Source organism: Bythopirellula polymerisocia, from assembly GCF_007860015.1.
Lineage (GTDB): Bacteria > Planctomycetota > Planctomycetia > Pirellulales > Lacipirellulaceae > Bythopirellula > Bythopirellula polymerisocia.
Map to the genome: position 1 here is coordinate 581,412 of NZ_SJPS01000004.1, position 13,451 is coordinate 594,862.

At 48.9% G+C, this 13,451-nt stretch carries 7 protein-coding genes; 5 read left to right on the forward strand and 2 right to left on the reverse strand.

What is annotated here, in order from left to right; translation table 11 throughout:
* Positions 1–16: 16 nt before the first annotated feature.
* On the reverse strand, positions 17–1,564 hold the full coding sequence (locus Pla144_RS15195; RefSeq protein WP_146451525.1) for a hypothetical protein: 1,548 nt from the start codon (positions 1,562–1,564) through the stop codon (positions 17–19).
* A gap of 726 nt (positions 1,565–2,290) precedes the next feature.
* On the opposite strand from Pla144_RS15195, the gene Pla144_RS15200 reads away from it, so the two are divergent.
* From Pla144_RS15200 to Pla144_RS15210, 3 genes are all read left to right on the forward strand, one after another.
* Entirely contained in the window at positions 2,291–3,355 is a 1,065-nt protein-coding gene (locus Pla144_RS15200; protein WP_197530715.1) for a PEP-CTERM sorting domain-containing protein, read from the forward strand.
* 335 nt (positions 3,356–3,690) lie between these two features.
* The gene (locus Pla144_RS25575) at positions 3,691–4,506 is read left to right on the forward strand and encodes a type II secretion system protein (RefSeq protein ID WP_391580970.1); all 816 of its coding nucleotides are present in this window, start codon (positions 3,691–3,693) and stop codon (positions 4,504–4,506) included.
* A gap of 76 nt (positions 4,507–4,582) precedes the next feature.
* Entirely contained in the window at positions 4,583–6,988 is a 2,406-nt protein-coding gene (locus tag Pla144_RS15210; RefSeq protein WP_146451527.1) for a hypothetical protein, read from the forward strand.
* Between the two features lie 207 nt (positions 6,989–7,195).
* Here Pla144_RS15210 and Pla144_RS15215 read toward each other — a convergent pair whose 3' ends face one another.
* Positions 7,196–11,371, reverse strand: a complete 4,176-nt coding sequence (locus Pla144_RS15215; RefSeq protein WP_146451528.1) for a beta strand repeat-containing protein — start codon at positions 11,369–11,371, stop codon at positions 7,196–7,198.
* A gap of 304 nt (positions 11,372–11,675) precedes the next feature.
* On the opposite strand from Pla144_RS15215, the gene Pla144_RS15220 reads away from it, so the two are divergent.
* A complete protein-coding gene (locus tag Pla144_RS15220; RefSeq protein WP_197530716.1) occupies positions 11,676–12,059 on the forward strand; it encodes a transposase in 384 nt (127 codons plus the stop codon).
* Positions 12,060–12,565: 506 nt separating this feature from the next.
* Positions 12,566–13,267: a zinc ribbon domain-containing protein gene (locus Pla144_RS15225; protein WP_146451530.1), complete on the forward strand. Its 702-nt coding sequence runs from the start codon at positions 12,566–12,568 to the stop codon at positions 13,265–13,267.
* Positions 13,268–13,451: the final 184 nt, after the last annotated feature.

Consider the following 13,451-nt stretch of genomic DNA (forward strand, 5'->3'; position numbering starts at 1 on the left):
GATTTCAAGCGAGGAATTAAATTTGCAAAGTCGCGTGCAACTGCCCACGATAAATCCCTAAGCAAACAAGTGCAACCAGGATTATGGATAAGCTCGTCGGTTCCGGGACTCTGACAAGGACGCCGGAAAGTGTACCTCCAGGAGCCGTTTGACCGTACCTAGCTTGCCAGATGGCTAAGTCACTCTCATCGACGAGTCCGTCCCAATTGGCATCACCTTCAGCTCGAGATGTTCCTGTGCCGTAACCCCTTTGCCAGATCAGAAAGTCGCGCCCATCGATGTCATCATCGTCGTCGAAGTCAGCGAAGGCTGGAATCAGTCGGATTTGAGATGTTAGACCACCGACATCTAGCCCAAGGTATACGACTGGAAGGTCTCCTCCTGCAGCCGGCAAATTGGTAATCTCTATTTGTCCTAAAGCCTGATTCGTTATGGGAGTATCACCGACTCCATCAGCATTTGTGTCGACCAATGTTCCGAGTCCTGCAATGACTTGGTCGTTTATGAACAGTGTGTCGTTCCAAACGTATGCAATGTCGCCAATGTCATTAATTGCAACTCCCTGGACTTGGCCGCTGAGGGACACTCCATCTACAACTTCGTTTTCTCGGTGTATGATTGCGCCATTCAGGGCGAGCACTGAATCATTCACTACTCCATCATTAAATGCCGAGAAGATGAAATCTCCCGTGTTATTGATGTCGTAGAGTCCTGACAGGTCCCAAGTCTCGCCGGACAGTCCGCCGTCGATTGCTGACACGGCATTTCCTTTGCGAATCACTGCACCACTCGGCGTGGTTGCTGGCTGGCCATTTATAACTAGCAAGTCTTCTGTGGCAGTGAAACCCGCCTCCAGGTCAACTTCGGTGATGTAATTATTTCCGGAGTCGGACCAACGAATGTTAGCCAAGATTGCTCCAGACTCTGACACGATCGTTCCTTCGGTACCGATCATGTCACCCGACTTGAGCAGTACATCGAAATTCGTCGTACTTCGGAAGAGGGCCGAACCAGTGGAAGCACCCAAGGATGTATCTGAGTAGGAACTGATCCAATTAGAAATGCCCGTCGGGGAACGATAGGCCCCGCTGGCCGAGGCAAAGAAATTTCCCGCCAAGGGACCGGTTGTAATCGCATCTCCATGGCGAAATATGAGCGTGTCGTTTTCCCAGAGGCTGCCAAATCGAGTCGGGGGCGCGCTGGGGTTCTTGATAGTGGCCGTGTAGGTGATGTTTCCCGCATTGTCGATTCCGTTGGAACTGAATGTCTCTTGCTCTTGACCTGCGATTGTCGATTCGCGTCGCAACGCAGTTGGCGTGATGCCCTGATCGGTCGAGCCGAAGTGATAAAACGTGCCCACGAAGCCAGCGTTGCCTTGTGTCGGATCGGTATTCACCGTGACCACAAAATTTCCGTTGGGCGCGGTGACAAGCGACCGATTTCCATTGTCTCTGGCTGTGTCGACAGCATTAAACCCTGGTAGTGCGCTGGCTCCGGGCAATACTTGGTTCTGGACATAAAGCCGTTCAAAGAGTGGCGCGGCTTGATTATCAGAGGCAGCCAAGCATGAAATTACCGCTATTACTAATCCAGACCGCAATATTCCAATGCACATGGGAGACCTTTGTGAACTCGAAACAACCTTAAGTATTCACCAATAGTAGTAAGACCACACCATAGGCCAGATGTGTTGTTCTTCGGAGCGAACCAACAAATAGTTTGCTCAGCTCACGAAGAAGCACCTTGCCCTCATCTTACCACAAAAATCCAAGCTTGCTGAGGAATGCGTGTGATATTGAGTTTCAATTGAAGATGAATCTTTTGAATGCGCCAAGAGAGTAAGAGGAGCGTTGGTTAAGTGATTCGCAGTTACTTCTAGAACCATATTACTTAGGTGCGATTGCTCAATCGCGAATCCACAGACCAGAATTTTTGGCTCTCCGATTTGGTTATTGCAGTTTGCCCGAAACGATTTTCAATAGTTTGCGTTTTAAAAACATTATTTTGCGATTGCGACCACTAAGTTGTGAAAGCAAAAGGATCATCGGATATTGGTGCTTCAGCTTACTTTAAGCCACAATTTGCCTGACTTTATGGTCTCGATATTGAGTAAGTTTGATTCGGGTAAGGGAGTAAGCCAAGATCAGAGTTGAAGAGTCCAGAAAGGATGCCCCGCGCTGGACATGCAGCATCTCAGCTTGTTAGTATAGGTGATTCAAACAGCTTGGGCCATCGTTGGCCTAGCTAATCTCACGAAATGTTCCTTAACCTTGAAACTTGGAGGGGAATAATGAAGACGATCAAAAACTGCACTCTGACAGCAATCGTTGTTGTCGCACTGTCCACGGCCTGTTCTGCCGCAGGATATTTTCAGGTTTACAATTTAACCACAGCCCAAGCAGGTACTACCGCAACATTTATCGACTCAATAGTCGTCGACGGAACTACTACCTATAACATCTTGCGAAATGGCGAAAACGTGGTCACGAAGATCACGGACGCAGGTGGCTCTAACACCTCAAGCGTTTTGACAAGTAATGCCACTTGGGGTGGTTTTAGTTCCTCTGGGGTGGCAGGCCAACTTGGTGCAGACGTGACTGGCGGAATGATTCGATTCGCCAATTTCTTTGATAATGCAATTCAGCAGATCGACACTACGACGGGTACTCCTTCAAACTACGTGTCTAATGCTCAGCTACTAAGTTCATTAGGCTTAGTCGCAGCGGATTTCAATGTCAGTGCCACCAATGCAGTTAATGCATCCGGTGAGGTTGCTTTCTTTAATTCAGATTCTGGTGCCAGACAGATCGCTATCTCCACAGGTCCAGGCTCTGCTGCCACTGTCGCCGATGCCACTGCGTTGACTTCATTAACAACTAACTCATTAATCAATGGCGGTATGACTTTTGTGGGTGGCGATCTCTACTTTGGATCAAACTCGTCGGACTCGTTGTACAAATGGGATACCGTTGGCGCGGGAGGCGGATCGTTGGTTCTTTCTCAGGCCAACATTGTTGCGGTAACAGGCGAAACTACTGCGGGTTTCGACGACATCTTCGCCGCACCAGACGGTCTGGTCTATTTCTATGAGACCACTGCGGATTCGATCCTGGCGTTTAACCCCACAGACCCCTCCGGAACATTGTCTGAAGTTATAGGTGCTGCCGCGCTGGCTGCTGGGCCAATGGCTGGAACCAATGTTGATATGCTTGCTTGGTTCAAAGGCAACATTGCCTGGTCAGGTGCTGCGACATCCGGCGGACAGGTTCCTGGTTTCTATGCAGTTCCGGAACCCAGTAGTCTCGCATTGATCTGCATGGGAGGGCTTATCGCCTTGCGTTTCCGTCGCCGATAAATGTCTGGATCCAACCTTTCCTGCTATATGCCCATGGTCAGATTCCATGGGCATATTTTTTGTTATGAGTATGCTTTCTTTCAGAATGGCAGGCTGCTAGGAGAGACATAAGTTACCTAATTGTATTCATCGCGGATTAAATAATGTCAGACATAGTTTTCATTTAATTACCAACTTGCTATAGTGAAGATTCGCACTACGACGAGGAATGAGTTTCTCGAAAGAATTGCAAAGGATTGCCCGTGGTTCAGAGCGTTTCTGGCAACAGCCGGTGCAAAATGCCGCCCGGTGTGCCAGTGGTTTTATTCCACAAAAATCGCACCGGATTCTTTCAAATGCGAACACCAGCCAGACGGTATCGTTTCTCAAAAATGTTCCCAACCGCTTTCACGTTGGTGGAACTCTTAGTCGTGATAGCGATCATCGGCGTATTGGTTGGGCTCCTATTACCCGCGATACAAGCTGCTCGTGCGTCAGCGCGTTACGTCCAGTGCACGAGCAACCTACGGCAGATTGGCCTGCTCACGATCATGTTTCGGGATACGCATCGTGGCAGCTTTCCCCACCCTGTCGATGATCTCGGTGGTTATGCGCTCGTCAAGAAGAAACCGGCGGATTTGGATCCTGAAGAGGAAGCAATTTATGAAGACGAAGATTATGTCACGGTTACGCGGGGAAGTAGCAATTTTCGAGTAGCTCATGGTCGCAAGTGGCCCGAGTCTTCGCGATCCCTTCCCGAAATATTTGGCATGGAAGCGACTTTTGTCGGTAAGAAATATATCGAACCGCAGGCCGGCATTTTCGATTGCCCCGATTTGACCCAGATGAGTGATTTTTGGGGAAACAGCTACGCTTTTAATGCCAAGGTTGCCAACTACTTGATCAAACCCCCCGTATCCGAACCCGAGAAAATGGCACGGATCGCTTGGGCCTGGTGCAATACAGTGAATCTCCCTGCTCGGAGTGGCTGGAGGGAAGATTCCGTTGGGTTAACTATTCGTGCAATGTCGAAGAACGATCCCTCTTACGGTATCTTTAAAGATTTGTTTCAACGACCCCACCCGCAACAGGGAGATACTGGATGTGGTCAGAATACGCTTTATTTTGACGGCCACGTTAAGTACCTGAGCACTACCTGTTTTGAATTGTGATAGCCGGAACGTCACAATAATAATTGAGCCACACGAGGTCGCCTTGAGTGCTCCCCTGCGCGCCGAGAATTAGATTATGATATTTGCACCACACTGTCTAAGGAATGCCATCTTCGCTCAGGACCGATTTCAGAGGTCACTGCTCAGTTGTATTCTCTGGATTTTCTCTGCGTCTTTTTGCACCGCTCAAGACCAGTTTAACTTCTACTTCTCCGGCTCAACTGCCGGTGTCGGAGATATCGGTTCTTATACCTTTGACGCCGCCGGCGATTTTTGGGTTATCGGGCGAAGTCCAATCGTTTCGCAAACCCCCGCGCCACGAATCAGCAAGCTTAGCAATAACGGGTCGAGCTGGTCAGCCGATCCTCATGTACTCGATGAAGACTTTGCATTCTTTTATAGATCGGTTGATCTTGCATCAGGAATCGCGGATGCAAGCCTGGGTGGGCCTGCTCTTGGCACACCAGCCAGTTTTTTGCTCAATCCCGCTCCGCTTACACTTACGATTCCCACGGGTAGTGGCGGCACAATGCAGCGAATCTACCAGCCGGGAGAACTGGCGTTTGTCAGTGATGCCATGGGAGTGATAGCCGAGCAGAATGGCACGCCGATCTTGAGTGCGACCAAGAAAATCTTTCGCTACGATCTTCGCAAGGTTCACAATCCTGATTTCGGTGTGGATGGCACAACGACACAGCAACCTGATTATGCTAACGCCACCATTACCAACGGTGTGAATACGATTCAATTTGGAGCGAGTGGCGTAACGGATTTTAACGACGCGTTTGCCGTCGTGATGAGTGAGCAGGATATGCAGGATGCCGTCGCGGCATCCCTGACGGCCGATTTCAATAAGAATAAGGTAGTAGAAGGATTAGATTTACAAATTTGGCAAGCCAACTACGGCTCAGCGGCTACTGGCACGACGGGGGATACTGATGCTGATGGGGACGCAGATGGCCGTGATTTTCTGACATGGCAAAGGCAGCTCGGCCTAAAGGATGGCGGTAGCGATAACTTTGGCCGATCCTTCGCCTGGTCCAGCGATGGGCAGTCAATCTATGCCGTCGATGCTGGCTCCAACACGGGTGGCATCTATCGCATCGATGCCACCCAACAGGTTGCAGCCAGAAGAATCTGGATTGATACAAAAAGCGATGATTTCAGCTCTCGGATCAATAGTGAGCCAGCGGTGATTCACACATCCGCCAGAGACTTCGACCCGGCTAATCCGGCTGTGGGTGATCAAATTATCGTTGAGGGTTCTTTAACCGGCGGCAACGAGGGGGGCGTTAATGTTTACCTCGATACCGGAGCGTTGACAGTCACCGATCCCTTACACCTCTTCTCCGAAGCCGATTTTCGCGGATTCGCGGAATACATAGGAGACAGTTCGCCCCAGTATCTTTCGCTCACGACCGATCAGGTCGGCAACTTGTATTTTCATGAGATTCAAACCGATGGGGTTTTTGTTTACGACACTCAGGGGCGCTTCGCCAAAATCGCCAGTGAAGCCGAACATAATGAGTTTCAATTGGCCAATGGAGTAGGAGTCAACGACACGGTCCTCGATCTGCAAGTGCGGACATCGAACATCCCGGGTTTTACGGTCAACGAAGTTATCTATACTGACGACACACTTGATGCACCCGTCGGCATCTTAGCCTACAAGACTGGTGATTTTGATCGTGATAATGACTTGGATGCTTCAGACTTTGCCCTTTTTGCGAGTGCATTGGGTACTCGTGGTGCCCCAGCTGCCCTCGAAAACTACAAATTCGACCTTAATGGCAATGCTGTGTTGGCTTTCGATACGGAGGATCAGAGATTTGAACATGTATCGAATGGCCCTGTCGTCGTCGACTGGAAAGACGTGAAGATCTTGCAGCAGTTTGCAGATATCAAGAATGGAGATGCCAACTTTGACGGGGCCGTTGATTTTCTCGATTTGGATATCATGTCATTAAACTACTATACAATCTCCGGGCAAACTGCTGAGACTTGGATTGATGGGGATTTCGCCAGCATCGATCCTGATTACTTCCTGGACGCTAGCGATGTGAATCTTGTGAATCGGGTCGACTTGGATGTCATCGCCGACACCTGGGTCAATCTCCTAGGGCAATCCCCAGTAACTGTCATGGACGCCAATTCGCACGGCTATGTTGGCCAGTTTCGGATTGATTTGCTTTCCGCGTTTGCCGACATCTCAGCACTCAGCGCCGACTTCAATGACGACATGTTTGTGGATGGAGTCGATTTGCAAATCTGGCAAAGCAATTTTGGTAATCCTGGCAATGGTTTGACTGGTGATGCAGACGGAGATGGCGACGTCGATGGCCGAGACTTCTTGCTCTGGGAGCGTCAGTTTACAGGCAATGCCCCTCTCGTAACCGCTTCACAAAGCACAGTCCCAGAACAGAGTTGCTTTTGCTTGTCATTGCTTGTGTTACTGGGTTGTATTTCACTCCGACGTTTGTAAGTATACGGAATCATACATGTTGAGCCAATTCTTCGTTCGCCCACTTGATCGCTGACCGCCTTGTGCGAGAATCCGCTGCCAGATCCATTGAGAAGCTGGAGCAGGCGATGTTCCAACTCATCGACGATAACAAAACAAGAGTTGGTTGTTCCCGCTGAATTAACAAGATGCAAGCGGATTTATTGGCATAAGAAGTGAGGTGAGTACTTAACCCAAGCTACGGCAGCGCAAGTTTCTCTCGACAGCACGAAATCGACCGTTTCTAGAAGCGAGAGTAACCACTGAAACAAACAATAAGCAAATCGAGGCTGGCTCCGGCACGGAGAAGTAAGTTGTTCCGAATGCTTCTTGCCAAACATCGCGATCAATCTCATCGACTAGACGGTCGTAATTGCCATCCGCAGCTAGATCACCTGTTTGAATGGCTCTTTGCCACACCGCGTAGTCGACATCGTCAACGAAGCCATCGCCGTTGTAATCGCCCGGATTGTGGACCAGTGTAACGGTTATGAGGGCTTCTGGTGCAAAATAATCAGGGTTCATTTTAGAGCCAAGAAAGAAACTACTATTCAAACCGAACTCAAATTTACTCCCGTAAGCCAGTGTTCCTGCGAGCGATACATCACGCTGGTGAATCGTATGAGGAACCCCAATTGCTAAATTATCGATGGAAATGGCATCGATGGTAAATCCAGTTCCAAACAAGTGAACTGCACTTTCATCAAATACTTTAAATTCGCTGCCAAAAGTTCCACCAGAGATATTCATGACACTACTATCGTACGCGGCAATACTTTTTATGTGACCACCTGCGAGATTTACAGTACTTCCTTCATCAGCAGTGAAGGAAGAACCAATCATCCCCCCCATTATGTTGATCACACTGCCTCGCCAGGCTCGAAATGAATTTCCAATCGTACCTTCAGTGATATTCACAATGCTTCTTTCAAATGCTGAAAAATTCGTACCGATCGTCCCGCCATCCAAGTTGATTGTTGCTCCGAGCGCTTCAAGGTTTTTATCAATAGATCCTCCAGTTAGGACGTCGACTCTACTCCCTATCCCCGCATTGAAGCTGTGGGCAACTTGGCCCCCTGCATCGACGACCAATCTCTGCCCTCCGCGAATGCCGTAAGGAACCGGATCGGTCGAGGCTACTATGTGCGTTGGACCGATAGCGGCGACTTGGGAATGGTGAAAAGTCAAAACCGTTTGGGGAGTAATATAATCTGCGTCTTGATGAGCCAGAGCAAACGGAGTGCCGTCTGCCAACACTCCCGAGTAGACAGCCAGAGTATTGAAATCGATTTGTCTGGAATCTCCGAGGCTATCCAGACCGCTAACAATTTGCCCATCAACCCGAAACTCATTTCCGAAGATATCTAAACTTGCGTTGCCCCCCGTGGCAAAGTGATTACCAATTGTTCCACCAGAAAACGTAATTATCGCACCGTCTAGGCTCTGAGAATACTCTCCTATTCTTCCTCCGGAGATGTTAATCCAACTGTCAGGCTCGCCGCGCAAAGATCCTACTTCTCCGCCAGTGACATTTATCGTACTTCCAGTACTCGCCCATACTGTTCCACCTAACATTGCTTGTGAAGAGTCTGAAACACCCACCTTACCGCCAGAAATGTTTAACGTGCTGTCGAAGTGAGCCCGCAATCCGTAAAATACGTTCCCTGCTGAAATGTTTACAACGCTTCCTTCGAAGGCATCGAGATTGGGCCCCACTTCGCCACCCTGAACGTTAACAACCCCTCCGATGGCTTCAAGGTTCTTCCCAACCACTCCCCCTTCTGGGACAGTGATCGTACTTCCAGATCCGACCATGAAATTGTTCGGGACCACTCCTCCCAAATCTACAGTCAGAGTCTGCTCACCTCGAATGCCAGGAGGAATCAAGTCTATCGAGGCTATGATCTGCATTGGAGTAGGAAATGGTACGGGAGCTATTTTTAAAGTCAGTGTTCCGGGCATGAATGAATCCCGATCTTCTGAAGAAAATGCGAAGGGAGTTCCATTTGCGAAAGTTCCAGTTAGCACATACTTGTCGGGTAAGTCGAGTTGGAGCTGAACATCGATTTGTTGCAATCCGATTACCGGTTGTCCATTCAGCATGAAATCGTCACCAAGTATCGTTACGCTGGCATTCGAAGCGACAGTTAGGCCATCTGCAAACATTCCTCCCGCAACCTCAACTTCGCTTTGACTATCAACTTTGGTATAAGTGTCGACATTTCCTCCATGAATGATTACATCGCTACCAGACATTAACTCAAGTCCCTTGTAATAGTCTCCGCCGGTGAGATTCACATAACTGCCGGCGCCGGCTCGAACTCTATTGTTAAACACGCCTCCTGATATTTTGCCAGTGCCGCCTGTATATACTCCGACGATTCCTTCGAATATTCCACCTGAGATGTCTGTCGTTCCATTGACGACAACGCTTCCCTCGAAAATCCCAGCGGATATGTTCGTTAATCCTCCAGAATTTACTTTGAAGTTATCTCCAATTTGACCTCCAGCGATGTTGGCAACACCCCCCTCCTCGATTGATATTTTTTCATCGATGTTTCCTCCAGTTACATTTAATTCTCCCCTAGAGGCAATTCGCGTATAGCTTCCGATTGATCCTGATTTGAGATTAACTATACCACCTCCAAAAATGTCCATCGCCCCTACGATTCTTCCACCAGTTACTACCGCTAGACTACCGTTAGAGACATCGAAGCCGGAGCCGATAGTTCCTCCAGAAATATTTACTATGGCACCGGCCGCCTCAAAATATCGCCCGATTTCCCCACCTTTTTTGATGTTAACCGTACTTCCGTAGCCAGCTCCAAAATTGTCTTCCACTCTCCCGCCAGCATCGACATTAAGCGTTTGACCTCGACGAAGTCCATGGGGCAATGGATCCGTTGATGCCGTGATGAATAGTGGACCGACAGGTGGCAATTGGGTCCTTCGCAAGGTGATGTTTGCCCCCTGCAGATCATGCTTGATTGATGAATTAACGGTGCTCGTCCGGTCACTAGATGAAAAAGAGAATGCAGTTCCATCCGAAAAAAAACCACTTATTACCGAACCATCAGGAACCTCAATTGATACTGATGTGCCAATCGATTCCAAGCCTGCGACAAGTTGTCCGTTAAGGAGAAACTCATCTCCCTCGAAGGTGACGCTCGCTCCAAGACCGGCAACCAAGCTTTCAAGAACTCGACCTCCTGAGATGTTTAAATTCGAATCACCACCGGCTCTCAAGTATGCCATTGTTCCTTCGAACAGATTTACAGTGCTGTTATTAACAATCGGCCCCCCAGTGAGCATCGCGGCTCCAGAAATATTTGCAACTGCACCGTCTTGCAGTTGTAATGGACCGCCGAGATTTCCTCCAGAGATATTAAGTTCGCCACCAGATGCAGAGAATCCTCCCTTTAGCGTGGCGTTGTACATATTCAAGGTGCTTTCACTAGAATAAACTCCAGAGATAGTTGATCCAGAGTAGAAATTCCCGACGCTTCCTCCAAATAGCCCGATGCTGTTGGCGATTGCGCCTCCATGAACATTCACTATACTGTGTTCTAAGGCCTGCCCACTCGCAGTCCCAGCTAACATATTAACAGTAGCGTCAATGGCTTCAAATTCTGCTGAGCCATTCTCAACGACTTCGATCGTACTTCCAGGACCAGCCTGTATGCGTCTAATGGTGGAATCTATGGTAAGTCGCTGCCCATTGCGAATGCCAATAGGTACAAGTTCGGAGGATGTCACAAGATGCAACGGGCCAATTTGAGGTAGTTCGACAACCTGTAGCGAGAGAGTTTGAGAGCTAAATTCATCCCATAGACCTGCGAATATGAAAGGAGTTCCGTCCGCAAGGATTCCGTGAAGAGAGTAATCTCCTGAGAGATTTTGTAGAGCCTTATCACCCACTTGGCTAAGACCTGCGATAGGCTGCCCATCAAGGAAGAACTCCCCCCCAAACAATGTCACTATGCTTTGGTAGTCGATATCGATGCCATGATTGAGAACTCCTCCAGAGATATTAATTGAGGAGCCATAAGTCGCTTTGATTCCTGATTGAAAGTATCCTCCAGAAATGTTAACGGTGCTTCCTCGAAGTGCTTCCAGGGAGTACCCGACTGTGCCTCCCATAACATTCACTTCTACATTTGCATTTAATGTGAAATTGCTACCGACTTGAAAATTGCTCCTAATGTAACCACCTTCGCGAAGGTTTATTTGGGTATTAGAACGGATGGTCGATGGCAGGGTGTCGGGAGGCAAGTTGATTATCGAGGTGAATTGGGCATTCGCGCCCTGGAGAAAGAATCCCAATCCAACCAAGATACACAAAGAAAGAGTACGAAGCAGAATCATCACACTTATCCTTCCGAGAGGTGCTAGGTAGGCCATTGATAATAGCGAAAATCGGCAATGAGGAGATACACCAGTTCCTCAGTGCAGTGACACTATAGGGAAATGGCCGATTGCAATTCATACGCTAGCAACTATATAGTCGAGATAGATACTTTGGTTCAGACATTTCTACGCAAGAAAAGTCCCCGATAGAGTGACTAAAGAAGAACTGCTATATCTCCTCCTTGGGTTTTGTCATCTTAGGACGGAGTAGCCGTAGCGTGCAACGTGACAAAAAGTATCCTTGTGATCTGTTGGACGAGCAATGGCGAAATATCTAGCGACTCTTACCAAACTGGAGCGGGTTAGGACGAGAGCCGCTCTGTCGCCGATGGGTGTTCGACGCGATACTGAACGTCGCCAGGACCGGCTGCCAGTAGCGGCGGATGCCCCACGATTTTCTTCATTGGAAGACAGTTTACATCATCTTCTGGAATTGGCGGAACGAAGAGACTTGGGAGCGTATTCACCGTCAGGCAATAAGCTCACTGATGTCATGGCAATTGTTGACAGCCAATCGGTTTGTTCGGCCGAGGGAGGTGAAGAAAGAGGCTATGATGAAGTCAAGAAAATCACCGGACGCAAGCGGCACATCGCAATCGATACCCTCGGGTTGGTCTTGGTGGTGGTCGTGCATGATGTGGAGTGACAAGATTAATATGTAGCAGAGTGGGAGATGGACAAACCTGGTGAGCAGTTCAATCGACTGAAGGCCATCTTCGGTGATATCGTTTACGGTAGTTCGGGATTGCCAGAATAGGCAAAGGCAACCTTCGGTTTGGTGATGCAATCAGTACTGCGGCCAGTGGGTGTGAAGGGGTTCGTAATGCTATCCAATTGGTAGATCGTCAATAAACTGGATGAGAATTGGTTGTTCCCACTGCACTGAAATCTCTTGGTTCCCGACGCGACTGTCCCAGCATACGAATTGTGCCTGCCCGATAAGAGTTGGGCACGAATAGACGCCAATCTGCGGGATAGCGACCACAATTCGGACATTCTGCAGTCAGTTTCCGTTACTTCCGTGCCTGCTGTTGAGCGAGGAGATTCTCGCTACAATGGAAGCGGGGGTTGTCCCCAGATTATATTTGGCAAATCGATTTCAAGTTGCGGCGAATTGATCGTTGCAGTTTTTCATACTTACGGAGGCCCGCTATGTCGGTATCCGCAACGGTGTTGCGCGAGTTGCATCGGATTCATACTCAGCTTGGCGATTTGAACGAGCGGTTGTCCCGGGGACCGCGGCAGGTGCAGGCTCGCCAGTCGAACGTCACGCTCCAAGAGACGGCTCTCAGCACTGCCCAGGACAAAGTGCTCCAAACCAAAAAAGCGATCGATCAAAAACAACTCGATCTCAAGTCGAGCGAAAACAAGATTTTGGACTGGAAGGTAAAACTCAATACCGCTTCCAGCAACCGTGAGTATCAGACTTTTACGGAGCAAATTGCCGCTGCCGAGATGGCTAACAGTGTGATGGCAGACGAGATTCTGGAAGCTATGGAGAAGGCCGATCAACTTTCTTTGGAAGTCAAAGAAGTGGAGAAGGCGCTTGCTGCCGTGAAGAACGATCTTGCCACATTCCGCGATTCGGTTACTGCAGAGGGCGAATTGATCAAGGGAGACATCTCCCGACTCGAAGCGGAGTTGGCTGAGGTGGAAAAAAAGCTTCCCGCCACACTCAAGGACGAATATCAGCGCGTGATCCGTGGCAAAGGGGCCGATGGAATGTCACCTGTCGAGGACATGGTCTGCCAAGGATGTGGCAAGACAATCACACTTAATATGCAGAACGACTTGCTCCTTTCGAAGCCTATTTTCTGCATAAATTGTGGTTGCTTGCTGTATTTGACCGAGTGAATTCCAAAAAGCCCCGTTCGGTCTTTACATCATGCCAAGGCGGCGCAAAAATAGAGGACAGTGGTGGGTCTTCCGTAAGGGAGGCCCATTTTGTTTGTAAATCCCCCAAAGTTTGCTGGCTAGAACGAAGCCGAAAAGTTTCAACTCAGTTCGCCAGCTAAGAATCCTGTAATTCATGAGAGTG